Source organism: Microcoleus sp. Pol10D4, from assembly GCF_036701555.1.
Lineage (GTDB): Bacteria > Cyanobacteriota > Cyanobacteriia > Cyanobacteriales > Microcoleaceae > Microcoleus.
This window is the reverse complement of the sequence record NZ_JAUBRA010000084.1, coordinates 1-25973: the sequence shown is the minus strand read 5'-3', so window position 1 is coordinate 25973 and position 25973 is coordinate 1. Positions and strand designations below refer to the sequence as shown.

Here is a 25973-nt window from a genome sequence, read left to right as displayed (position 1 = left end):
ATTTAACAAGCTCCTAAATTCACTTATCATGCTTTCCTACTTTTGTCAAGTTCTAATACTGTACCTACGCCCTAGGGATCGATCGCACGCCATCGACCTCCTGATTAATAATTTTTGCCATAAAAAAACCTCAAACTATTGTCTAGCAATATTTTGAGGCTTTTAAGGCGCGGTGCTACCACTGAAATAACTATCTATTCTCAACAGAGAATGATTGTTGACTCCCAGCTTGCTCCGACGCAATATACAAGATAGCTAAAAATTTAGCTCGGGTGGTTTAGTAGCGACGAGAATTGCCACCGCGATCGTTGTTGCCCCAGTTACCACCACCAGAATTGGAACCACGTTCTTCACGGGGTTTTGCTTTGTTGACTTTAAGGTCGCGACCCATCCACTCAGCACCGTCAAGAGCCTCAATGGCTGCGGCTTCTTCGGCTTCGGTAGACATTTCTACAAAAGCGAAGCCCCGCATCCGACCTGTTTCCCGGTCAGCAGGCAACTGAACGCGCTTTACTGTACCGTACTCTCCAAAAGTTTGGTTGAGGTGCTCCTGCGTTACTTCGTAGGATAAATTGCCGACATAGATTGACATTGAACATTCTCCAGAATCAGAGGGTGTAGAGATTTAAATCCGGAGGAACGCCGATAGAACGAACTGTACTGCCGAAAATAAAGCCTTGTAAAACAATTATAGCACCTATGGGTGCAAACTGCAATTGTCTGACTCGATTAATTAAAAAGAAGGCAGAAGGCTTTCGCCAGAAGACGTTCTCCCGAAGGAAAAACCCCCCCCATGTTGATCGCCCGCGGCTTCCCGCTGGTTCTTCGGTGATTTTTGACATTCCCCTGCTTGAAGGCGAGGGGATTCTTGGTTCTGCGACATACCTTAAAACTTATCTATCCTTGCGGCAGTGTTTAAACCAGGTATCCGTTCAAAAGAACCAAATATCGAGCTTAATTTAGATAGCCGAGCGAGGGTTTGTCTCCCCAAGCTTTCGAGAATTGCTTCTCTTGTTTCTGTGTGCCCCACAGTACATTTTAGAAATAAAAAGTTTAGTCTCTGATTTTGGCTTACATTAGTTAGCCCAGCTATGTTTTTCGTGGTTTTCGCCACCCACTAACCATTATTGTTTTCCCACCAGTCGTTTGAGGGTGGTGTCTCATGTGTATCGGCGGTTATTCTACCTGTAGTATAGTTATTGCGCTCTACAATGAACACAATGCAAGAAAGTTCAAGAAAACACTTAACAAAAGTTGATAATTAATTAAAGCCGTCCTAGAAGGACGGGGCTTTAGACCCAATTTCTTGGTAACATCCCCTAGTTGGACGGCTGCTCAAGAAGTGACGGCGAGGGTGGATTTTGCCCAATTAAATTCCTCAACTTCTGCGGCAGTTTCTGCCCCAACCAGCACCAACTGCACCGCACAAGCTTTTAACTCGGGCTGTTTGGAATCTGGACAGCTTGCAGCATGAGTCAGGGCATTGGCTTCAGCCACTTCTGCCCACAGAGAACCCCAGTGCATCGGTACAAATAGCGTACCTGGGGCGATCGCCTTTGTGACTTTGGCCGGAAACTGCGCCTTGCCGCGGCGCGATCGAACTTCCAGCAAATCCCCCTCCTTAATCTGCAATTTGGCAGCATCGCGGGGATGAATTTCCAAAAACGGATCGGGGTGCAATTGATTAATTTTTTCTGTTCTACCCGTCCGCGTCATCGTGTGCCAGTGTCCGTAAACTCTCCCTGTCGTCAACACAAACGGATAATTCGGATCGGGAGGTTCTGCCAGTCCCCGCGAGTGATAGGCCGAAAATCTCGCCCGTGCGTCAGGAGTGTGAAAACGCCTGTCAGTATACAGCCGTTTCGCTTCGTTCGCTGGATGCACAGGCTCGTTTTCCCGGCAAGGCCACTGCTGCGGCCCTTCTTGGCGGATGTATTCGTGGCTGAGGCCAGTCATGTCGCAAGGCTGGCCCCGCGTCAACTGCACGTACTCTTTAAAAACCTCCGCACTGTTCTCGAAAGCAAAGTGTTCAGCAAAACCCAACCGCCGTCCCACTTCGGCGAAAATTCTCCAGTCGTCACGGGCTTCCCCGGAGGGAGTGTCGAAACCGGGACAAAAGGTAACGCGGCGTTCGGAATTCGTCATTACTCCGGTTTTTTCGCTCCACTGCGTTGCCGGCAGCAGGATGTGAGCGTAGGCGGAGGTTTCAGTGGGATAGTAAGCTTCTTGATAAATAGTAAAGGGCGATCGCAGCAAAGCGGCTTTAGTACGTTCCAAATCCGGCATACTCACCACCGGATTAGTAGCTGCAATCCACAGCAACTCGACTTCGCCCGTTTCCAAACCGGTGATCATATCCCAAGCTGTGCGGCCTGGATTCGGGGAAATACTTCCCGGTGCGATTCCCCAAAACTCCTCGACTTGGGTTCTGTGTTCAGCATTTTTCACAAAGCGGTAGCCTGGGAGCAAGTGAGACAGTCCTCCGACTTCCCGCCCTCCCATCGCGTTTGGCTGGCCGGTGAGGGAAAACGGGCCACTTCCCGGTTTGCCAATTTGACCGGTCATCAAGTGCAAATTAATCAGCGATCGCACCTTTGCCGTACCTTCCGACGACTGGTTCATTCCCATCGACCACAGAGACAAAACGCGCTCCGACTGTTCCCAGTAGTTTGCCGCCGTTTCTAACTCGCTGACAGTAATGCCGCAGCGCGAGGCTACAAACTCCGGCGTGTAGCTGCTAATAACCTCAGCAAAAGCTAAAAAATCCGCCGTGCATTCTTCAATAAACTCAGAATCTATTGCTTGCCTGCTTAACAGCAAATATGCAATTCCGTTAAGCAAATCTATATCGGTACCCGGTTTAATTGCTAAGTGCAAATCCGCCGCTTCAGCAGTCGGAGTCCGCCTTGGATCTACCACAATCATCTTGACATGGGGATGCTTTTTGTGGTATTTTGCTAATCGATTAAATACAATCGGATGGCATTCTGCTGTATTGCTACCGATAATAAAAGCGCAATCAGTTAATTCTAAATCGTCGTAACAGCAAGGTGGCCCGTCCGATCCAAAGCTTTGAACGTATCCAGAGACTGCTGAAGACATACACAAGCGAGAATTAGCATCAAAATTATTAGTACCCAGACAACCTTTCATCAGTTTCTGGGCAATATAATAATCTTCTGTTGCGAATTGACCCGAACCGTAAACGCACAAAGCATCGGGGCCGGTGGTGCTGCGAATTGTTTGGATGCGATTAACAATTGCATCTAGAGCTTCGTCCCAGCTAGCGCGGCGGAACGGTTGGTCGAGAGTATCTCGCATCATCGGATACAGTAGCCGATCGCTCCGAATCGACTCTGCTACGGTTGCTCCCTTAATACAAACCATGCCCTGACTCGATGGGTGATTGCGATCGCCCCGCACTTTCCAACTTTGTTTTTTGTCGGGAACAACTTCTAGACCGCAACCTACACCGCAGTATGGGCAAAGAGTTTTTATAGTTTCCATCTGGTGATTTTAGATGCTAATTTTTGAAAGCTAATGGGTAATTGGTAATTCGTCATTATAGTCGGAACTGAGGGTTCCTGCAAATAATGTTTTAATCATTACTAACTTACCGCAAAAATGCTTCACAGCAACGGACAATACCCTGACTTAAAATAAACCGCTATCTTACTCAAACTCGCGAGCCATCTGGTTTTTACTCAGTGGATCGCGGCTCCTAAATCCCTCTTAAACAGAGGTACTCCAGCCCTAAATCTTGTCACCCCCACCTAGGGGAGCGAGGAAGAATTTTTGCAGGACTCAAATAGCGGGCAGGTCTTACTTTTGACCGGGTTGTTAATACCAATCTGAGATTTAGTGCGGGAGTATTATGTCGCCTACTTCTCTGTTTTAACTTCTAATACGCCGCCGTTGCTGGGGCTAAAAGTTACTTGGAATTCAGCAGTTTTTTCAGCAGCGCCTGCTGCGGCACCGGCAGGAGTTTGCAAAACCGGCAGAGGAGTTTCTTTGACGAAATCTTTAGCTGCTTTATTTGTGGGATCGAACTGTAGGATATCGCCGTTTTGTTTTACTTTGACCCGATAAGTCAAGCTTTCGGTAAATGTCGGAGTTGTTCTCCATTTTTGGTCGATTTGTGCATACAACTGCTTTCCGATCGCATCGAGTTGGGCTTGGTCAGAAATCTCTGATGTGACAGTGGTTGCTGCATTGGGCGCGGCGCTGTTAGCGACAGCGATGGGTGCAGGGCTAGCAGCAGCGATGGGTGCAGGGCTAGCAGCAGCGATGGGTGCAGGGCTGGCATTCGGTGCAGGACTGGCAGCAGCAGCGATGGGTGCAGGGCTAGCAACAGCGATGGGTGCGATCGAACTTGCTGCGATTTGCGGGCTGGGGGGAGAACTCACAACCGCCCCGGCATTCGGCGCCTGCGGTGCAGTTTCTGCTAGTTTCGCTTGCTTTAGCTGGCTGGAAACAACAGACATATTGACGGCAGCTAAAGTAAACATTGCTACGAACCACGAGACTGCCAGGATGCCGCGTTTGATCGACGAGGCTTCTGGGGGTTCCGCAGTATGATGCACAAAAGGTGCAGGTGCAAGAGGCCTGTCAGCAACCGCAGGCTTTTTGCTAGCAGGTAATGGCATCGGTAGCGCGACGGCTTCTGTCTCCGAGTCCGTTTCTTCACCTTCTTCGTGGTGGGCGTAGCGAGAAAACAGAAACTCCAAAGCAAAGTTGCGAAGTTCGTAATATTTCGGGTCTTCCATAATCCGCGCCCGGTTGCGGGGACGGCTGAACGGAACGTGCATATCTTCGCCGATGGAAGCAGCAGGCCCGTTGGTCATCATCACGATGCGATCGGCCAAAAACAAAGCCTCATCAATATCGTGAGTAATCATAATGACGGTAATTTTTTCCTTCCGCCAAATTTTCAGCAATTCTTCCTGCAACTCTTCGCGGGTAATCGGGTCTAGAGCTCCGAAAGGTTCGTCCAAGATCAACAGTTTGGGGCGAGTTGCCAGAGCTCTGGCGATCGCCACCCGCTGTTTCATCCCCCCGGACAATTGGCCCGGTCTTTTGTTACAAGCTTCGGTCAGCCCCACTAATTCCAAGTGTTCCTGGACGATCGTATTGTGTTCGTCTGCGGACTTTTCCGGGTAAACATTTTCAACGCCGAGGTGAATATTTTCTGTAGCAGTCAGCCACGGTAGCAGGGAGTAGTTTTGAAACACCACCATGCGATCGGGGCCTGGTTCAGTAATCTGCGAACCTTGCAGGGCCACTTCTCCGTTTGTCGGCCCGTTGAATCCCGCGATCATATTCAGCAAAGTTGATTTGCCGCAGCCAGAGTGACCGATCAAACAAATAAATTCGCCTTCATTAATAGTCAGGTTTACACCGTCGAGAACGACGTAAGGGCCTTTAGGAGTTTCGTAGACTTTCGATACGTCTTTAATTGTAAGAAAGTCTGGCTTAGGCGTTTGAATTTTGGTTGTTTGGGGGGTTTTTAGAGTTTGCATATTTTCAGGATTTGGATTTTGGGTTGAGGAATTAGACATGACGACAGCTTTCGATTGATAATTTGAAATTATGGAGTTAGGAAAGGGGAAATGTGGAGTCTTGTTTCCTGATTTCTTGCTCCTGATTCCCTCTTCCTATTGGCTGGCTATGCTAGCAGTTTGATGGAACACTGACTGCCTATTTGTTCAATTAAGATTTCTTCAATGCGGACGCCACGCTTGATTTTGACATTTTGAAGATAGTGGATTGGGTCGTCGAGATTAAACACAGTGCCGTCAAATAGCTCGATCGTCCGGCGATCTCTGGCAATATCCGGCAAACCCAATTCGCGCACTGCTTGACCGAAAACATCGGGCCGCAAAACTCGATCGACCACTTCCACCCAGTTTTTCGGGAACGGGATCAGCCCCCAGCGAGCCATCTGCGCCATCACCCACACCATTTCTAGGCGGTCTGGACAATTGGTTTTGTCAACGTAGAACTGGTTGAAACTGTAGAGCATTTCTGGTTCTGCCTCTGTACCGGAGTTGTACGGGTCGAGGAACCCCGGACGGATGTCTTTGGGATCGGCGCCGATGTATTGTTCTTGGCTAATCAATCCTAGGATTTCTTCGCGGTTGCGGCGGTCGTCGCAGTAGTCGCAGGCTTCCAGAAGCGCTTTGACTAGGGCGAGGTGGGTTTGAGGATATTTCTGAGCCCAATCTTCGGTAACACCGAGAACTTTTTCGATGTGTCCGGGCAGAATATCGAGGGAACGGGCCATGACAAAACCCGTGCCACTGTTGACTGCGTGGGAGTTCCAGGGGTCGCCTGAGCAGTAGCCGTCAATGTTGCCTGCTTTTAAATTCGATACCATCTGCGGGGGCGGAATCACGGTCAAGCCCACGTCGAGGTCGGGGTCGATGCCGCCAGCAGCCAGCCAGTAGCGGAACAGCAGATTGTGCATGGAGGCCGAGTGTACCGTGCCCAAGGTGTGAACTTTATCTGGAGTCTTAGCGATCGCAGCTTTGAAATCCTCTAACGTCCTAATGCCTTGTCTGTAAAGGTGTTTGCTGAAAACAATCGAATTGCCGTTGCGAGAGAGCGTCATGGCGCTACAGACGGGTACAGGGGCTTGACCGTCCATGCCCAACAGCATGGCGATCGGCATTCCTGCAACCATTTGCGCTGCGTCCAGCCGTCCTTCGGCGACTCCTTGGGCGATCGCTTTCCAGCTAGGTTCGCGGCTGAGAGTAACTTCTTCCAAGCCGTGGGCTTTAAAAAATCCTTTTTCTTTAGCTACTACTAAGGGGGCGCAGTCGGTGAGGGGAATAAAGCCGATGTCCAGGTTGATTTTTTCCAAGCCGTTGCGGGCGATGACAGCGGGTTGTTGTTTGGCCCGGCGCTGTTTGACCCGCTTTTGCTGGTTGAGGAAGTAAACCATTTCGTTACGCAGCGCGTAGTAACTCGGATGGTTGACAACTTCCATGCGCTTGCGGGGGCGGGGAATGTTCACTTCGAGGATTTGCCCGATTTGGGCTTCCGGGCCGTTGGTGAGCATCACAATGCGATCGCTCAGTAATAAAGCTTCGTCCACGTCGTGAGTTACCATCACGCTGGTGACTTTACTTTCTTCGCAAATTTTCATCAACTGGTCTTGCAAACCGCCGCGAGTTAAAGCATCTAGGGCGCCGAAGGGTTCGTCTAGCAACAGCAATTTCGGGCGAATTGCCAGGGCGCGGGCGATCGCAACTCTTTGTTTCATCCCCCCAGAAATTTCGCCTGGACGTTTGTCGGCGGCGTGTCCGAGTCCGACCAATTTAATGTGGTGTTCGATCACCAACTCGCGATCTTCTTGAGAGTTACCGCTGTAAATTTCATTGACTGCTAGAGCGATATTTTCGCGCACCGTTAGCCAAGGTAGCAGCGAGTAATTTTGAAACACCACCATTCTATCCGGGCCTGGATCGCGGACTTCGCGCCCTTCTAAAGTAATCCCGCCCTGACTTGCTTTGTCGAGACCGGCGATGATATTTAGCAGTGTAGATTTGCCGCAGCCCGAGTGGCCGATTAAGGTGATGAATTCTCCTTTTTTAATTTTCAGTTCGATATTTTTAAGAGCGATGTATTGCTCTCCATTGGGCAAGTTAAATACGCGGTCAACGTGGTCTACTTCAACAAATACTGACATGGTAATTTTAGGTTAGTTTGTAATTTGTATGATGCTGATTATTAATTGGGCATTGGGCATTGGGCATTGGGCATTAATTTACAACTCATTTCTACCAGTTTGTAGTTGGCAACCATTCCCCATTCGCCATGCCCGATGCCCGATGCCCGATGCCCAAATCCTATTTCTGTTCTTCGGGAACAACTTTGGAAGCGATGAAACCAACGATTCTGTCTAAAATCAAACCGACGATTCCTACATAAAGCACTGCTATAATCACTGCACTGAGTCGAGAACTGTTGTAAGCGTCCCAGATGAAGAAGCCGATGCCGACGCCGCCGACTAACATTTCCGCAGCTACGATCGCCAGCCAAGACAAACCGATCCCAATTCTCAAGCCAGTGAAGATGTAAGGAACAGAAGAAGGAAGCAGGATTTTCCAGAAGTATTTTTGGTTGGGGAGGCGCAAGACGCGGGCGACGTTTCTGTAGTCTTGGGGTATTTGTTGAACGCCTACTGTGGTGTTAATTAGAATCGGCCAAATTGCTGTAATTAAAATTACGAAGAGTGCAGAAACTTCGTTAGCTTTCACCCCCATGCCTTCAAAGGGATTGAACTGTTGAAATACAGCCAGGGCGATCGGCAGCCAAGCTAGGGGCGGGATAGTTCTGAATACTTGAAACAGCGGATCTAAAGCATCGAACATTAGGGAGTTTGTGCCGATCAGGATTCCTAAACTGATGCCAAGAACTGTTGCCAAAGTAAAGCCGATCGCCACCCGCTGCAAGCTAGCCAAAATTTGCCAGAACAAGCCTTTGTCTGTACCGCCGTTGTCGAAGAAAGGATTGATAATCAGATTCCAGCTTTCTTGGACAGTTTTGATGGGTCCCGGCAAGCTCGACTCTGGACTGTTGCAGAGGATTTGCCAGATTATGAGCAGAACTGCAATTGCTACCAGCGGGCGGATGATTTTTCTGCGGTTTTTTTGAACCTGATCCAGAACGAAATTTACTGGATTTTTGCTTTTAGTAACAGCGAGGTTTGTTGCCATTTTTGTTTGTGCCGTATTGTGAATAATCGATTATTTCTAGATACTTTGAACAGAGTTCAACAGGTTTGGTTTGTGGAACGAACTATCCGTTCCACTCTGTCCAACACCATCACTTTTAGAGGTTTGTCAACTATCAGCATTCAACAGTTAGCATTCAACAGTCAACTGTTCACTAATTATGCTTTTTTGATTGCCAGACTCTTCAGATATTCTTCTGGTTTTTCTGGGTCAAACTTCACACCGTCAAAGAAGGTTTCGACACCGCGAGAAGTGGTAGTAGGAATTTGGGCGGCGGGGACGCCAAGTGTTGTCGCTGCTGCTTTCCAAATATCTTCGCGGTTAACTTTATCAACCGTGGCTTTGATGTCGGTAGTTGCCGGGATATAACCCCAGCGAATATTTTCAGCGACAAACCAAGCATCGTGACTCTTGTAGGGATAAGAAGCATTATCAGCCCAGAATTTCATCGCCACAGGGCTGGCGGCTTCAATGCGGCCGGTACCGTAGTCAATTTGAGCTTTAGAGCGACCGATAATATCTGCTACGGGAACTTTTAACCACCTATCTTGAGAGATGATTTGGCACATTTCATCGTGATTTTCTGGCTTGTCGCACCACTGCTGGGCTTCCAGTACGGCCATTGTAAGTGCTTTGGCAGCTTTGGGGTTTTTGTCAACCCAATCTTTTCTTAAACCTAAAGCTTTTTCAGGATGATCTTTCCACATTTCTCCAGTGATTAAGGCGGTGTATCCTACCTTTTGACTAACTAGCTGAGCATTCCAAGGTTCGCCTACGCAAAAGGCTTCCATGCTGCCAGATTTCATGTTCGCTACCATTTGGGGCGGCGGTATGGGAATCACGGAAACATCTGTATCTGGATTAATACCGCCGGCTGCTAGCCAGTAGCGCAGCCACAAGTCGTGGGTGCCGCCGGGAAAAGTCATAGCAACAGGAAGGTTTTGGTTGCCAAAAGCTGCTTTCAGGGGTGCGCTGTCTGTACCTACTTTTAAATCTTGGTATTTTTTGCTGAGCGAAATTGCCTGACCGTTAGTATTTAACCGGGCGAGAATGTACATCGGCACTGGCTGATTGCCTTTGGTAACAGTGCCTAATGTCATTTGGTAAGGCATCGGGGATAAAATGTGGGCGCCGTCAATGCCGCCTTTGTCGGAACCGAGTTCTAAGTTGTCGCGAGTAACTGGCCAAGATGCTTGTTTGGTAACTTGTACGTCTTTCATGCCGTACTTGGCAAATAACCCTTTTTCTTGGGCGATGATTAAGGGTGCTGCGTCGGTGAGGGCGATGAATCCGAGTTTGGCTGCGGTAACTTCTGGGGCGTCGGCGGGGTTGATGTTGACTGCTGGGGCGGCGGTGGGCGAAGCGCCGCCGGGAGTTGCGTTAGAGGTGGTGGGACCGGAACTGCAACCGTGGGCTAGGAGGGTGCCGGCTGCTGTTGCTCCAGCGGTGATGATGAATTTTCTTCTAGAAAGGTTGCTCATTTGTCTTGAATTGTTGTTGTACTTTGAGATCTTGGAAATGTGAGATGTGAGATTGATTCGCGACCTTGGCATCGCATCTCACATGATGAGATTAGGCGTCGATCGACACTCTGCCGATCGCCCGTGCGCTGCAAGTTAAAATGAACCCTGGTTCTAAGTCTCGGGCCGCGTCGGGTTGGCTGTCGTAGACTGTTTGGCCTTCTAGGAGTTTTTGCTGGCAAGTGCCACAGCTTCCCGACCGGCAATTGCTGTCAAGTTCGATTCCGGCCCGTTCGGCAACATCGAGAATGAACTCATCTTCGCTGCAAGCAACTTCTTTGCCCGATCGAGCGAAAATGACAGTAGATGTCTGAGGTTTGGCTGCCGGGACTGCCGTTTCGTCCCTATCAACCGTCAGTTGTAGTTGCCGGTTCAGCGAAACTACATTTTCTTGAGATGGATTGGGAACGGCCCCGAAGTTATCGACTAACAGTTGGCGCAGCACTGGTTTGAGGTCTTCGCAAGGGATGCTTTTTTGGACGCAAGTACCCAAATGAGCGTCTTTGCCGACTGTGCCTCCCATGTAAATGTCTACACCTTCGAGGGTTTTGCCGTTCTTGCGAACTTTTGTTCCCATCAAACCGATGTCTGCTACTTGGGGTTGACCGCAGGAATTGGGGCAACCCGTCCAGTGAATTCTGACCGGTTTGGGAACTGACAGTTCGACTTCGAGTTCCTCAATCATTGCCACGGATCGGCTTTTGGTTTCGATGAGGGCGAAGTTGCAAAACTTAGCGCCGGTACAGGAAACCAATGCTCGCGTTAGAGGTGCGGGGTTGATCGAAAAACGCTGCAACAGCGGTTCATTGACCAGCGATTCAATCCGCGAGTCGGGAACGTTGGGAATAATGACGTTTTCTTCGACGGTGAGCCTGAGTTCGCCGCTGCCGTAAACCTCGGCAATTCTCGCCAAATCGAACAAATCCGATGCCTGCAGCCGTCCGACTGGAACGTGCAGCCCTACATAGTTGAGCCCTGATTGTTTTTGGGGGTAGATGCCGATGTGGTCGCGTTTGTCCGAGGTGATTTCATCTTTGGGCGCGGCGGCGGGCAAAGTGCGCCCTAATTCTTGTTCGACTGCGGCTCGGAATTGTTCGATTCCGAGTTCGTCAATCAGCCACATCAGCCGCGATTTTTGGCGGTTTGCTCTCGGGCCTTGATCGCGAAACACAGTTAAAATTGCTTTGCACAAATCTACAACGTCGCTGGGACTTGCCCATGCGTTGAGAGGAATTGCAGCTTCGCAGCGTTTGGCGGAGAAGAAACCGCCGACTAAAACGTTAAAGCCGATGTTGCCGTCTTTGTAAGCGGGTACGAAGGCGATGTCGTTGATTTCTGCGTGGACTGAGTTGTCGCGGCAGCCTGCGATCGCAATATTAAACTTTCTCGGCAAATTGGAAAACGCGGGGTTGCCTTCGCCGCTATTCGTAATCATGTCTTGGACTTCGTTCGCCAGTTCCCGCGTATCAATCAGTTCGTCGGCGTCCAGGCCAGCGACTGGGGAACCCGTGATGTTACGCACGTTGTCCATGCCAGACTGGATGCTGGTCATGCCCGCTTCTTTGAGGCGGCGGAAGATGTCGGGTACGTCTTCGATGCGAATTCCGCGCAATTGCAGGTTTTGTCTGGTGGTGATGTCGGCGCTGCCGTCCTCGCCGTAGCGTTGGACGATTTCTGCTAGCGTTCTGGTTTGATTGCTAGTAATGATGCCGTTGGGCAAGCGCAGCCGCATCATGAATTTGCCAGGAGTGACTGGCCGAAAGAAGATGCCGAGCCATTTGAGGCGGTGCTCGCGATCGGTTTCGTCCATTGCTTCCCAGCCGATCGCGGCGAAGTGGTCGAGTTCGGCTGTTAATGCTAAGCCATCTTTTTCGGCTTTGAGTTTTTCAAACTTATTCAGGCTCGCTTGGGCTTTGGGTTCTATTGTTTGGGTCATCGGTTTACCCTCGCTGCTGGCTTGTGGGGAGGTATTGACTTGGAGCATAAAGTGTGTGTTTCCTGCTAACCTTAGTGACTGTATGGATTTAAAACTGTATATTTAGTTACTAGATGGAATTTCTTTTAAGCATGGTTGGTCTTCTGTAAACTTGAGTTTGACTGGGCGCTGGCTCGAACGTCGCCAAACTATTTATGGTTATAGTTGCTACCGATGATTCGGTAGATCGCTCTGTTTCGATACACCTTTGTTATGAGCTAATGTAAAGCCCACGATTGTAAATATTCGTAGCTATTTTTACAAAAGATTGAGTTTTATGAATATTTCGCATAGAGCTCATGCGTTTTCTACATCGGTAATGGGTAAAGACACCCCTAAAACCGAAAAATCTCTCTAAATCTTTAGATTTAGGACGGAAGAGGGGGAAATTGGAATATCTAAGATTAAGGTTGTGAGTGCGATCGCAGACTTAAAACGAGATCGTCACAAAATTAGAGCGGTCGCTGTCACACAGTTTGCCTCAAAACATCACATTATGTGCTATGCCAGCGTCACTATTAATTTTTGGAGAACGAGAGATGATATAAGCATCGAATTCAGTGAACGTCTCATGCTTTTAGTTCAACTTATCCCCGGCGCTATTTCCGAAATGCTTGCCTCTGTTACGGATACAGGTTGTTTGACTTTAGCCGATCGCTACGGCTTGATGGCCGCTGTTTTGGACGACTCTCTCGACGATGAATACAGACATTCGATCAACCGCCTGCTGCGTTCTGTGATCAAGGGAAGAGTCAAGATAGTCAACGAACTGTCGGCGATATATTAACAGCATTTAAAAATTTGATTGATTTATGCAGCGCATAAGAGTGCAGAAACCATCGGCCGAGTTAGAAGGGACCCACGATGCCTGCAGCGGATGTAGAACCGGAAGTTTCTTCGGTGTTCTAAAAACGTGCGATCGTTCTTGCCGTATGATTTTTTTTGATTCTCCAATTCTCGCTTTGTGCGGCACTTACAGAAAAAGTGCTGATTCATGAGAGCCTGTTGGGTTGAACGCTGATGGTAAAATTAGTAAAATTGTTGTGCGCGATCGGCATTTGAGGAGTTGGAGGAATGAAGTCATCCCAACCAACGTAATTATAATTATTGAACAGCGCTGGGGATGAAAGACTATTTATGAAAATTATTAATCAAACAATCGAATTATTAATAGAATCCGGGCTCGGCATCTACAACAACATCACGCCCCCAATTGTCAAAATTAATTAGTAATTGATAAAAAATCAATTAAGTCGATCGGCATGAAAAAACTATAAGATATTGTAGAGGCGAGTACCGCCTATATGTGGACTAGCCGGCAGTTTATTGCTGTTCTCAACCGCCCAAACCCGGTAGTCGGTTTATTTGCACCTACAGCACTTATGCAGCCCCACTATAATACTGTGCCTGCGTCAGTCCTATATAGCAATCCTAAATGATTTGTGTAATTCTTGTAGGGGGCTCTCCCCACGCCCGGTTGCCCCGATGCAGGCTGAGGTAGGCACTTTTAGCACTACCCCTACATATTTTTACAACTGATGTGAGGATTGCTGTATTTAGCTACTCGCATGAGTTCGTTGTTTTAACCAATCTAGTTGATAGGATTTAGCCTGACCAAATATGTAGCAAAACTTTAAGGAATTCGGCCCGAATGTATGATTTACTAAATAAAAATTAAAAACAGTCGAGCGAGCATACTGGACAATTTAACAATGATTCCCAGGGAGCATTTTATGAAATCCATTGCTAAAAACAGCATCCACTGGACTTACTCAGTGGCTATTTTCTGTGCCATTTTCGCACTACAGCAACAAAAAGCTACAGCAGCAACGCTATCTAACGGCTGGAATTATGCGATCGATTCCTTCAACGACGGCGTGACAGGGCCCCAAATCGGTGGCGGGGAATTTGAATTTTACGGCATCGCCATCAAAGAAACATCAGATACAGCTTTTATCGCCATCAATTCTAATCTAAGTTTAGCAGGATATGCCGACCCACTAGCTCAAAGAGGCAACATCAACTACGGCGATTTATTCTTCAATTTTTCCGGTCAAAACTTCAATATAGCTAACGCAAACAGCAGCTTGTTTGGTATCCGCTTTGCCGAAGGAAATGACTCCGGCGTGGCGACAACAGGCGTTTACAGTAACGTTACTGCTAAAAACGTCACCCAAACTAACTCTGGCTTTAGCAATTTAAACCAATTCAATACGGTAGTGGCATCTCAAGGCGGAACCCCATCAATGGGCGATTTAGCGGCCACAGACCCATATTTTCAACAAACAGGAAACTCGACTATTCTCAACTCCATAGTTACGGGTACAAAAGTAGGAGAGATCAATTTTTTAACGCCAGCAACTTTGAGTGTCCTCGGTCTTAATTTCGCTCAGTTTAATGCCGTGGGTTCTCAAACAATTGGATTCAGTTTTAATAAATCCTCAATGCCTTCGGGGAACTATATTGCTAACTTTTTTGCCGAGTGCGCTAACGATGCGATCGCCATTAAAGGCTCTTTTGAACAAGGTTCTGCTGAACCAGTGCCAGAACCTGCTACTATCTTCGGTACTTTAGCCGGATTTGCGATTCTAGGCATTGGCGCAGCGAAACGCAAAATTCAGCGCAAGATTAGCTAAAATGGATTTTAGATCGATCCCCGTAGGGACACGGCAATGCCGTGTCCTGCACTTCATAAACTGCAATCTGCTGTATCTACTACTCCTCTAAGCTAGATTGAAATTGGCAGCATTAATCTGGCTGGCAGACACTCCATTCAGAGAAGCTAAAATCTGACCACTTGCTGACAAACGGATGAAAGTTGCACTGTTTTCTTGAGTAATTGACAGTTGGGAGAAAGTGAGATTGTTGGCGAGTATTAGCAAATCTTTGCCATCCTCAAAATCCAAGATAGTATCGATGCCAGAATTGGTGGAAAGCAAGAATCTATCGTTGCCAGCACCTCCTGACAAAACATCACTTCCCAAACCGCCAGTCAGCCAATCATCACCGTTACCACCCAGTAGAAGATCGGTGCCATCACCGCCATTCAAACTGTCATCACCGCGATCGGCAAACAAAACATCATCACCGCTACCTCCCAGCAATGTATCGTTACCATTGCCACCATAAAGAGTGTCATTCCCAAGGCATCCGTCTAGCAGATCGTTATTCTGATTTCCGCTTAAGAAATCATTGCCATCACCTCCGCAGATACTATCATCTCCGAAGTTACCATAAAGACTATCCTCACCTTCATTGCCAAAGATAATATCATTTCCCTTACCCCCAAATTCGATATCATTTCCTTGATCGCCGTCGATAAAATCAGCACCGACATTGCCAAAAAGTAAGTCGTTGTCTTCCTGACCATTTATCGAATCGTTGCCGCGATCGCCGAAAATGATATCTTCACCTTCACCGCCCAAAAGGATATCATTGTGTTTGCCACCAAACAGGATATCATTTCCCCGATCGCCGCTAACAAAATCATTTTGTTTGTTGCCGTAAAAAGTATCGTTGTTTTCGCCCCCGTATAAGTTGTCATTGCCGAAACCCGCATCGAATATGTTCGGGCTTGAACTGCCGTAAAAAGCATCATTGTCTGGAGTACCAAACTGGATTTCACCGCTGCCATTGCTGGTGATAGTATTTTCAGCTTGATTAGGTACATCCAAATTTGGATACTGAATAGTATTGCAAATGCAATCACTCTCAGTTGAAGTTGGTGTCGGCGTTTCCAGTGGCGTTGGCGTCGGAGTTGCCGATGGTGTGGGAGTTGGTGAAGTCGGAGTTGCCGATGGTGTGGGAGTTGGCGTCAGTGTCGGCGTCGGCGTCGGAGTTTCCGATGGCGTCGGAGTTTCCGATGGCGTCGGTGTCGGCGTCGGCGTCGGTGTCGGCGTCGGAGTTTCCGATGGCGTCGGAGTTTCCGATGGCGTTGGCGCTGGCGTCGGTGTTGGCGTCGGCGGTGTGGGCGTTGGTGTTGGCGTCGGCGGTGTCGGTGTCGGTGGTTCTGGTGTGGGCGTTGGTGTTGGCGTCGGCGGTGTGGGCGCTGGTGTCGGTGTCGGTGGTTCTGGTGTGGGCGCTGGTGTCGGTGTCGGTGGTTCTGGTGTGGGCGTTGGTGTCGGTGTCGGTGGTTCTGGTGTGGGCGTTGGTGTCGGCGTTGGTGGTTCTGGTGTGGGCGTTGGTGGTTCTGGTGTGGGCGTTGGTGTCGGTGTCGGTGGTTCTGGTGTCGGCGTTGGTGGTTCCGGTGTGGGCGTTGGTGTCGGTGTCGGTGGTTCTGGTGTCGGCGTTGGTGTCGGCGTCGGTGCAGTGTAGTTAATAATAGTTGTGGTAGCGGTATCAGCGGTAATTATCGGTGTTACCGCTGCGACGCCTGTGGGATCGGACAGGGTGACGGTAATAGTTTCATCGGGTTCAACCGTGGTGTCGCCTAACACATCCAGAGTGATGGTTTTTGATGTTTCACCCGTCACAAAATTAATCGTGCCAGTAGCAGTTGTTGCCCCAGAAGTGCCGCCGATATTGTTATAATCGCTGCCGTTGGTAGCTGTTCCTGCGATCGCATATTTGACGCTACTTGCCCCGTTAGTGACGTTGCTGCGAGTCACAGTGAAAGTTAGAGGTTTTTTGCCGCTATTACCTTCGTCAATGCTGGCAGTATCGGTGGCAATGGCATAAGCAACAGAAACCTGGTCTGAAATAGTTAGAGTTGTTGTTTTTGTGGAACCTGCAATCGCACCTGTAATTGTACCCAAGTTGAAAATTACAGTTTCGGGGTTTTCAGAGAGATTGTCAGGCTTGATAGTAACTGCAATATTCTTGGTGAGTTCGTCACCTGTTGCACCTGCGGGGAAGGTAATCGAAGTAGGGGAAAAGTTGTAGTCTGAATTTTCGGTGGCTGTGCTGCTGGGATCGAGGAGAATTGGCACAACTACATCGTTTAAGGGAGTGCCACCGGTGATGTTGACGGGAATATTAACTACTGTGTCTGTTGTTCCTTCCACACCGCTGTAACTGACCGCACCGAAATTAACTGTATTCGATGTATTCAGCAGAACCGAGACATTTTGACCGGAAGCCGTAGCTATATCCAACTTGCCGTCAGCATTAAAATCTCTCGCAACCGCAAAAGCAATATAACCATCAGTATTCGGGGCATACGGGAGCGTAAAGTTGCTGAGAGTACCAAATTTACCCGTACCATCTCCTGACAAGACTGAAAGTTCCCGAATGGTGTGGCTAGGCGTGGCTAAATCGACTTTGCCATCGCCACTAAAATCCCCTGCAACCACAGATTCGGGACCAAAAGCTAGAGAACGTCTGACACTAAAGTTGTTAGCAGTATCAAAATTACCCGTACCATCTCCCAAGAAGACTGAGACAGATTTAAAGCTGTCGTTATTGGCCGCGATATCGAGTTTGCCGTCGCCATTAAAGTCGCCTGTGACGACAGTGCGAAACTCAGTTCCGGGGGCAGTAAGGTTAACGGGGGAGTTAAAGTTGCCTTGACCATCTCCTAAGAAAACGGAGATGTTATCAGTCTCTGAACGGTTCGACGTGACTAAATCAAGTTTGCCGTCGCCGTTAAAGTCGGCTGTGTCAAGAGTAAACTTGCGTGTTTGTGTATTAATCTTAACGGCAGTGCCAAAGCTACCAGTACCGTCTCCCAAAAGTATTGAAATGAAGTTATCGAGGTCAGGAGTTGTGGCTAAATCTAACTTGCCATCTCCATTAAAGTCACCGGCTACGATCGACTTATGATCTATATTTTCACCAAAGTTGGTAGGATCGCCAAAAGTGCCAGTACCTGTCCCCAACCGGATGGAAACGAAATTGCCGTTACCTTGTGAATCCTGACGATTCGCTACAGCTAAATCGAGTTTGCCGTCTCCATTAAAGTCGCCCACTCCAACGCCAGTGGGATTCTCCTTACCTGCTGGCTTAAGTAAGCTGATAGGAGTACCAAAGCTGCCCGTAGTGCCCGTCCCCAACAATATGGAAATATCTCTTGGGAAGAAGCGATCCTGCTTACCTGTCACTACTAAGTCGAGGAAACCGTCACCGTTAAGGTCGCCCGTATCAATGTCTCCAGCATTTGGTACAGTATAGTTCCTGGCTTCACTGAAGGTTGCAAGGACGTGGCTGTATGCTGCTAGAATTTCGGGCCGAAATGCTAAAGAGGCTGCAATTTTCCCGGTTGTTACTTCTAGTTCCCAGTCGCCGCCTTTTGCTGCACTTCCGGTGAGGTTTTTGGAGGCGGCAACGTTGGTATTTGTGAGTTGGGCGATGCGCTGGATGAAGGTGAAGGATGTCAATGCGACATTGCAACCGTAAATCAGAATGTCCGCACCCAGATTTAAAGCGCTTCCCCACTGCTGAAATTGCTTGGAATAAGTTTCCAGATTTTCAGAACACAATCTGGTTTTGCCCAGTTGCAAGCTGCCGGGAGCTCCGTGAGAAATGATGTGAATGCTATCTATATTGCTGCGATCGTCCAAAACTTCCGTAATTTGGTCGATCGCATCCCTGTCCCCATCCAAAACCACTACTTCCGTACCCGGTGTTACTCCGGCAATCAAACTTTGATAATCTTCAACTTGAGAATCGATAAAGGCGATCGCATTTCCTAAAATTTGACAATTAAAATTTCGCATCACACCACCTATTCCTGGTTTAAAAAAGAGTGAAAATTTGTAGTCTCAACCATAACGGTTTATTGCAGAAAACTCTGTAAAGATTTGCTAAAGATGTATTTATCAATAGTCCCTCGATCGACCTTGGGAGTGCCAAGAGTGCCTCCCCCCGCCCACGATGGCAACCGCAGGGGGATTGCCCCTATAAAGAATAGGGGATATGCAAATCGGGTCGATCGCACTTTCTATCGTATTTTTATTAAATCAGGTGGCTATTTGAGAACTTGAGTGAGTTCTCATCGACTTCTCATCGACTTTTGATTGGACCTCTCCCATAATTAAGTTTTTGTGCAGATGGGACAAGGCGTAACGCAATGAAAATAGTTAAAATTATTAAGTAATCTTGCGGGCGATCGAGACTTCGGTACAAACGATATATCTAATAGACCTCTTGCAAAAAAAATATGTGTTATCCTTAAAAGTCTGCTCGATTTTAGGTCAAACTTTGAATTATTGGGTTGATTGGCATCTCCTTAAACTTGCCGGGCCTGCTAGACAATAAAATTGTCTAAACTTTCTATAATAGCACAAAATTATTTTGCAAGAGGTCTAATAGAGGTAGGGACACGGCATTGCCGTGTCCCTACGGGGATATTGATAGTACCTATAAACCTGCAATCTGCTGTAAATTGACACAAATGCACTGCCAACCCTAGCCGGATCGACTGTCACAATCTTGATCGCACCTAAAAAGCTTATGGATAGATAAAATGCGCCCAAACATTCCCATCTGGCCCAGCAACTTGATTGACGTAACTGTAGGGATACATCAACTTTCTCCCCTCAGTATCGCTGTAACCAGTGAGTGCATTTCCCCAAGGATCTTGCACTATATAACCCTGAGAATTGTAGCCAATTACAGTAAGAATGTGACCGGCCGCAGTAAAATCTCCTGCTAAAACTACTGGCCGCCGATTCAGCAATTCCGATCGCACCTGGGCCCACGTGCGAGTCGTACTAAAACTCGTCTTAAACCCGTAAGCCTGAATCAGCGCCGAAAGCACGCTGTGATCGGTTTGAGAACCCTGGCCGGCATAATCGAAACACCACTGCAACAACTCATCCTCCAACTGTCCGCCCCCCTCAGAACGAATGCCGTAGTAATAAAGTACCATCGCGATCGAAGTTACGTTGCAAGTAGACCAGTCAAAACGCGGATTGTCCCGCTGGGAAAAATACGGCACGTTCAATTCCACATTGTTCGGAACCGGATCGAAAATTTTATCTCCCCGCTTGAACTGAACAAAACTAGGAAAAACATAACCTGTATTGCCCAAATTCGGCAGTTCTTCAGTCAGGGAAACTTTCAGGTGAGATCCTTCTGCACCGTAGCTGTTCACGCCATAAACTCGACCTAAAGGCAGCGTAGTTTTCTCGGTACTGCTCAGGCTAGCAGAATCTACCGGCTGTTTTTTAAAGACAGTTGCTTGCAGGATTGTCATCGTCAAAGCATCGGGGTCAAAGGGAACTTCTTTGCCGTCTTTTTTAATTTTAACGTCCTGCCAATAAATAAATCCGATATTGCCGAAACCGGGAATAGATTCGGCGAGAGTTACTCGGAAATGCCCCAAAATGCAGGCATAACCAGTAATGGCATAGGTGCTGCCTAAAGTTATTTGAGCAACTTGATCGGCAGGCAGTTTCGATGAATCTTCGGGTTTAGATTTAATCTGAGTTGTTTGAGTTACCAACAGTTGAGCGCTGACGTTACTATTCGGTACGTCAGCCAGGTTAAATTTTAGGATTTGAGTACCTTTTGCCAACTGAACGTCGGGTTCATAAAAATAGCCAAAAGTGCCGATCGGCCAAATTGCTGAATCCAGAACCACCTTGAGATGCCCGTCCATAAATCCGTATTTGCTCACCGCCAAAGTCTGGCCTGCTTTGACAAAAACTTTTTGCTGATTGTTGAGCCGGGAAGAATCAAGGGGGCCTACCTTAAACAAAGTGTCAGAAACTATCTTTAAGGTCAAACCTCGTCCGACAGTTAGCGGATCGGAAGTTACGGCAATGTAAATTATTTGGCTGCCAGTAACGTTGCCTTTGCTGTCAGTTGCCCGCAACCTGAGCCACCGAGCTCCAGCTACGCTAAATCCTTTAGACAAATTAACTTGCCAAGTGCTAGCCTCTTGGTTTAGCGTGACGCTTAGGGGAAATTTATCCTCAGCTATCACGTCAATTTTTGCTGCTTTTTCTCGGTCAAAAGTACCCCGAAGGACGATCGGCTGATTTACTAAAACTTCTGACGGCCCTTGATAAGTTAAATTCACAGCGGGATTAAAAGATTTGCCACCGCGGCTGAATTGCACAAAATCGGGATAAATGAAACCCGTATTGCCAAATTGCGGCAAATTCTCGGTCAGCGAGACTTTTATGTGGCTTTGTTCGATCGAGAATCCGGCAATTCCGTAAATCATTCCCGCCGGCAAGGTAATTTTTTCTTGGGGTGGCAGGCTAGCGGCATTTATCGGCCGCTTTTTAAACACAGTCGTTTTGATGATTGTCATCGTAACAGCATTTCTATCATACTCAATTCCCCTGCCGTCTCGCAAAATTTGGACGTGCTGCCAGTACAGAAATCCCGAAGTTCCTAAGTTAGGAACTGCCTGAGCAAAAGCGACTCGGAAATGGTTTTCCACGCAAGCGTAGCCGAGAATATTGAAAGTTTCTCCTGGGTTAAATTGTAATTTTTGAGTGGGTCCTAAAGTTCCAGAATCTGTGGGGGTGAACTTTAACCAGGTCTTTTTGATCACCCACAGTAACTGCATTCCAGGCGGCGGGGTCGGCAACTCGGCGCGATCGAATATGAGAATTTTTGCGCCTTTGGTTATAAGTACGTGTTTTTCGTAGAAAAAACCAGAGGTTCCCACCGGAGGAATTGGATTATTTAGTTGAACATTCAGGTGTCCGTCTTCTAACTGGTAGTCTCTAATTTGATAAATTTTCCCTGCTGGTATGTCCGCTTTTTGCAGCTCGTTGAGATTGCTGGCGGGCAGTGTTCCGGCTTTGAATTTGGTATCTGTGAGAGTAATTAACGTGAATAATTGAGCGGGTGACCCAGAAGCAGGATTAACTTTGATATTAATTGTTTGTTGGCCGAGAACTTTGCCGGTCTTATCACTTGCCCTCACCTGCACTGTGCGAGTTCCTGCGCTATCGAATCCTTTTTCTAAACTGATGTTCCAAATGCCTCTAGAGAGATTTAGCCCGACATTCAGGGCATTTGAGCCTTCTGTTGCTGAAATCGCTGCCACTAGATTTTTGTCAAAAGTGCCAAGTAAGACAGCGGCTCTATTGACCTCAATTTCTCGCGGGCCTAAGTAACTCAAAATAATTTTGCTGCTTGTCATTATATATCCCTCTACCTACTTAATTATTCAGCTAAAGCAAGGATAACTTCTGATTTTATCAAACACAATGACTTGAACCAGGACAAAATGGCTCCTAGATTCAGCCTACGGGCGGTTAATGCCTTTTCCAGTATAAGTTTTTAATTATTGGCGGGAGTTGCGCCACAAATCTAACTTTAGGCGTACAATAAGCACCTTAAGCGAATATATGCCTGGTTGAGAGGATTTGTGGTGCAAGTTTTAAGGGAAGAAATTTAGTTCGAGTAGGTTGTTTCCCCCTGAACCCTTGACCCATCACTGGCTGAGTCAGGACTTACGAAAAAAACCCGGTTCCTACGAGAATATTGCCTATAGCAACGAGGCATCTAGTAAGAAACCGGGTTTTTAGCCGTTTGGTGCGTCAAGGAAGGTTAGTGCGATCGACTAAACTTCGACTAAACTATGGTGACGAGAATATCTTGAGCGTGAGTGTCAACTTTCATGGTTTCCCCCTCATAAACTTGAATGATTTTGCCGGTGCCGTCGATGACGAAAGTAACGCGCTTGGCATAATCGCCTTTCTCGACATCGTAAGCTTTGGTAATCGTGCCATCAACATCTGCTAATAACTGGAAAGGCAAACCGTATTTCTCTGTGAACTTTTGGTGCGATTCCTCGTTGTCGCGGCTGACACCGAGAACTACTATATCTTTGCCTTTGTATTCTTCATGGGCTGCTTTGAAGCTTTGGGCTTGTCTGGTGCAACCGGGGGTGTCATCTTTAGGGTAGAAATACAGGATTACGGTTTTACCGGCGAATTGGGACAGGGAGACGGTGTTGCCGTTGGTGTCTTTGGCGGTAAACTGAGGGGCAGCGCACCCAACTGGTAATGTCATAGTTTTGTTTCCCTTGCGATTTACCAAGCTATTTTAGTTGATTTTGTGCTGCTACCGTCAATCTTGTGAATGCGAGGTTCGGGATTGAGTTCGTCCCAGGAAAATTTTACGCTTGGAAATAGTTCGATCGGGTGATTTTCTGCGTTGACTTGCGGGCGATCGCGTGTTAGATTATAACTGTTTCATCTTATTATAAAATTTTTGTAATAAAGGTAACAAATTTATGAAGCTAGATATTTTTGACTATGTGTACAATAAAGGTCTGCCTGGTGAATGGCGAGTCGAAGAATGTCGATTAAGCCAAACAAATTTAATTGTGGGTAAAAATGCTAGTGGCAAATCAAGAATTTTGAGGGCAATACATACTCTATCAGAGTTACTATCCGAAAGTGGAGCTCTTGCTCCTCGACCCAAAAGCTATGAATGGCATTTGCAGTTTGATACTGATCTGCCTGAACAAAAAACAGAATATATATTGAAAATAGAGAAAGGTCTTGTAATTAAAGAAAAATTAATTATAGGCAGTAAAAGCAATGAGCCACTTTTAGATAGGGATGAATCGGGCAAAGGTACTATCTTTGCTAAAGAACTTGACCAAGATATTCGGTTTCAAACTGACCCAAAAGAGCTCGCAGTTGTTAAGCGTAGAGATTCTATTCAGCATCCATTTTTAGAGGATTTATATCAATGGTCTAGTTCCCTAAGATTTTATGAGTTTGGAGCACAGCTAGGTAAAAATACCATGGCTCGTATTCCTTCCACAATGGAATTACTGAAAAATAAAACCGATTTCAAAGATTCTGATTTTGTGGTCGGTATATTTGTGATTGGAAAACAGGAAAGAGGCGATGAGTTTATAAAAGCAATTCTCTCGGACATGAGACAAATTGGTTATAAATTATCAGGGATTGGCACAAAAGTGCCATCTTTAATTAATCCCGATATTTCTGCTGTTGACAGCCCCGATAACTTACCACAATTTTTATATATTCAGGAAGAAGATTTAACGTCGGTTACAGAACAATCAGAAATGTCACAAGGAATGTTTCGAGCTTTATCATTGTTTATTCAAATCAACTACTCTTTACTAGCGAGTAAACCTAGTTGTATTGTGATTGATGATATTGGAGAAGGATTAGATTATCAACGCTCTTCCTCTATAATTAAAATTCTAATAGACAAAGCTCAAACAGGATTAATTCAACTTATTATGACTACCAATGATGAGTTCATTATGAATGGTGTTCCGATAGAATATTGGTCATTGATTGAACGAACTCGTGGGAGTGCAAAATTACATAATATTTATAATTCACGCGAGAAGATTGAGGAGTTTAAGTTTATTGGACTTAATAACTTTGATTTGTTCACCAGTGAGTTTCTGTTACAAAAAGAAGGTGATGAAGAAGCAGCATAAATTATGACACAAAAGAAAATTGCTTGTTTTGTGGAAGGACAAACAGAACAGATATTTGTTGAAAGGTTATTTCAGGAAATTGCGGGATACAAAGAAATAGATATTGAAACTTATAAATTTCAAGGTGGCAAAGCTAGTCGTATAATTCAACCACTTAAATTAAGTACCATAAAAAATGCTCCTTTTTTTGTTCTTTTATATGATTGCGGTTGTGATGCTAATGTAGTTTCTGATATCGGAAAACAGCATGAAAGTCTAACGAATAGTGGCTATGAAAAAATTTTAGGCTTGAGAGATTTATACCCAAAATCTTTAAGTGAAAAGGGACAAGTAGAAGGAGGAATTAAAGGATGGTTGAAGCGGGTGCAGCCAATGGGAATTCCAATTTATATAACTTTAGCTGTTATGGAAATAGAAGCATGGTTTTTAGCAGAATGGCATTATTTTTATAAATTAGATAGCCGTTTAATCCCAGATTTTATTTTGCAACAATTAGGTTTAGATTTAATAAATATTGATATTGAACAAAGACCACATCCCAGTCAAGATTTAAAGGATATTTATCGATTAGTAAGTAGAAATTATGATAAAAGTGAAATAACTTCGCAAGAGATTATAAATAATCTTGATTATGAATTTTTGTATTTGGACTTGGTTAAGAGAGTTAACCAACTCAAAAGGTTTATTGATGAGATAGATAGTTTCTTGGTTTAGTAAATCAACCGCCAAACTTACCATATAATCGGTAACAATAAAAAACATAATACCTATTCAGAGGTTCTCTCAATGACTTTTATCCCATCCGAAGCGTTTAAATCTATTAGTTATCCCGATCGCACCGTCAAAAGAGCCGATCGCGCCGTCCGCTGTTCCCCTTTTCAATTACACTTCTTCCAGACCATCCGCGATAACAGTGTTTTCCTAACTGCGATCGCCTCAAATTCCGGTGTTGAAAGTGGCTACACCCGATCGCCCGTATCCGAACTCGTAGCGGAAAACTCCCTACTCTGGCTGATTCAAGTCGGCGTGTTGCGACGGGAAGTAGACGGACAAGGGATTACCGACAGTTTTCGCCTCACGCCCCTGGGTCGCCAACTCGTGGAAAAATGGGAACAGGAAGGACAGGGAGTGCCGGATGCTTCATTGTGCGATCGTATGGGAAATGCCGTTAGTCGCGGGTTGGGAGTATTTCTATGAGGGGTTTTCACTTGCCCTAGTCCGACATTCCGACATTCCGACATTCCGACATTCCGACATTCCGACATTCCGACATTCCGACATTCCGACATTCCGACAGGGAATGAATTCCCTGTCTCATAGCGAAAGTCGGTTAAAACTGAGATCTTGCACCATTCTCAATTAGCCATACTGCCAACCACTAACAGTGATGTCAAAACCCTGCTGAC

At 46.7% G+C, this 25973-nt stretch carries 15 protein-coding genes; 5 read left to right on the top strand and 10 right to left on the bottom strand.

Translation table 11 applies throughout. The features are described 5' to 3' along the window. Window positions 1-277: 277 nt before the first annotated feature. From QUA36_RS27595 to QUA36_RS27560, 7 genes are all read right to left on the bottom strand, one after another. Window positions 278-592 (bottom strand): RNA-binding protein, encoded by a 315-nt coding sequence (locus QUA36_RS27595; protein WP_333143949.1) that lies wholly within the window; start codon window positions 590-592, stop codon window positions 278-280. A 743-nt stretch (window positions 593-1335) separates the two neighbouring features. Beyond that, window positions 1336-3507: a nitrate reductase gene (locus tag QUA36_RS27590; protein WP_333451082.1), complete on the bottom strand. Its 2172-nt coding sequence runs from the start codon at window positions 3505-3507 to the stop codon at window positions 1336-1338. A 374-nt stretch (window positions 3508-3881) separates the two neighbouring features. Continuing rightward, complete coding sequence (locus QUA36_RS27585) at window positions 3882-5558, bottom strand: nitrate ABC transporter ATP-binding protein (RefSeq protein WP_333459757.1); 1677 nt, start codon at window positions 5556-5558, stop codon at window positions 3882-3884. A gap of 107 nt (window positions 5559-5665) precedes the next feature. Continuing rightward, the gene (locus QUA36_RS27580; RefSeq protein ID WP_333459756.1) at window positions 5666-7690 is read right to left on the bottom strand and encodes a nitrate ABC transporter ATP-binding protein; all 2025 of its coding nucleotides are present in this window, start codon (window positions 7688-7690) and stop codon (window positions 5666-5668) included. A 160-nt stretch (window positions 7691-7850) separates the two neighbouring features. Beyond that, complete coding sequence (gene ntrB / locus QUA36_RS27575; RefSeq protein WP_333056182.1) at window positions 7851-8720, bottom strand: nitrate ABC transporter permease; 870 nt, start codon at window positions 8718-8720, stop codon at window positions 7851-7853. 176 nt (window positions 8721-8896) lie between these two features. Then, window positions 8897-10219, bottom strand: a complete 1323-nt coding sequence (locus QUA36_RS27570) for a CmpA/NrtA family ABC transporter substrate-binding protein (protein WP_333459755.1) — start codon at window positions 10217-10219, stop codon at window positions 8897-8899. A gap of 91 nt (window positions 10220-10310) precedes the next feature. Further along, entirely contained in the window at window positions 10311-12194 is a 1884-nt protein-coding gene (locus QUA36_RS27560; protein WP_445301460.1) for a ferredoxin--nitrite reductase, read from the bottom strand. Between the two features lie 610 nt (window positions 12195-12804). Between QUA36_RS27560 and QUA36_RS27555 the strand changes: the two genes are divergently transcribed. Then, window positions 12805-13020: a hypothetical protein gene (locus QUA36_RS27555; protein ID WP_333159210.1), complete on the top strand. Its 216-nt coding sequence runs from the start codon at window positions 12805-12807 to the stop codon at window positions 13018-13020. 946 nt (window positions 13021-13966) lie between these two features. Continuing rightward, window positions 13967-14869, top strand: coding sequence for a PEP-CTERM sorting domain-containing protein (locus tag QUA36_RS27550; RefSeq protein ID WP_333459754.1), 903 nt, complete (start codon window positions 13967-13969; stop codon window positions 14867-14869). A gap of 87 nt (window positions 14870-14956) precedes the next feature. Here the strand turns inward: QUA36_RS27550 and QUA36_RS27545 are convergent, their stop codons facing one another. The 3 genes from QUA36_RS27545 to QUA36_RS27535 form a co-directional block, all read right to left on the bottom strand. Further along, the gene (locus tag QUA36_RS27545) at window positions 14957-18886 is read right to left on the bottom strand and encodes a DUF4347 domain-containing protein (protein WP_333459753.1); all 3930 of its coding nucleotides are present in this window, start codon (window positions 18884-18886) and stop codon (window positions 14957-14959) included. Between the two features lie 734 nt (window positions 18887-19620). Then, entirely contained in the window at window positions 19621-22275 is a 2655-nt protein-coding gene (locus QUA36_RS27540) for a C39 family peptidase (protein WP_333459752.1), read from the bottom strand. Window positions 22276-22709: 434 nt separating this feature from the next. Next, complete coding sequence (locus QUA36_RS27535) at window positions 22710-23150, bottom strand: peroxiredoxin (protein WP_172192900.1); 441 nt, start codon at window positions 23148-23150, stop codon at window positions 22710-22712. Window positions 23151-23373: 223 nt separating this feature from the next. Here QUA36_RS27535 and QUA36_RS27530 point away from each other — a divergent pair, with 223 nt between their 5' ends. The 3 genes from QUA36_RS27530 to QUA36_RS27520 all read left to right on the top strand — a co-directional run bounded on the left by QUA36_RS27530 (window position 23374) and on the right by QUA36_RS27520 (window position 25764). Beyond that, on the top strand, window positions 23374-24567 hold the full coding sequence (locus QUA36_RS27530; protein WP_333168714.1) for an AAA family ATPase: 1194 nt from the start codon (window positions 23374-23376) through the stop codon (window positions 24565-24567). Window positions 24568-24570: 3 nt separating this feature from the next. Continuing rightward, complete coding sequence (locus QUA36_RS27525) at window positions 24571-25281, top strand: hypothetical protein (protein ID WP_333168712.1); 711 nt, start codon at window positions 24571-24573, stop codon at window positions 25279-25281. A gap of 72 nt (window positions 25282-25353) precedes the next feature. Then, complete coding sequence (locus QUA36_RS27520; protein WP_333168711.1) at window positions 25354-25764, top strand: Npun_F0494 family protein; 411 nt, start codon at window positions 25354-25356, stop codon at window positions 25762-25764. The last annotated feature ends 209 nt before the right edge of the window (window positions 25765-25973 follow it).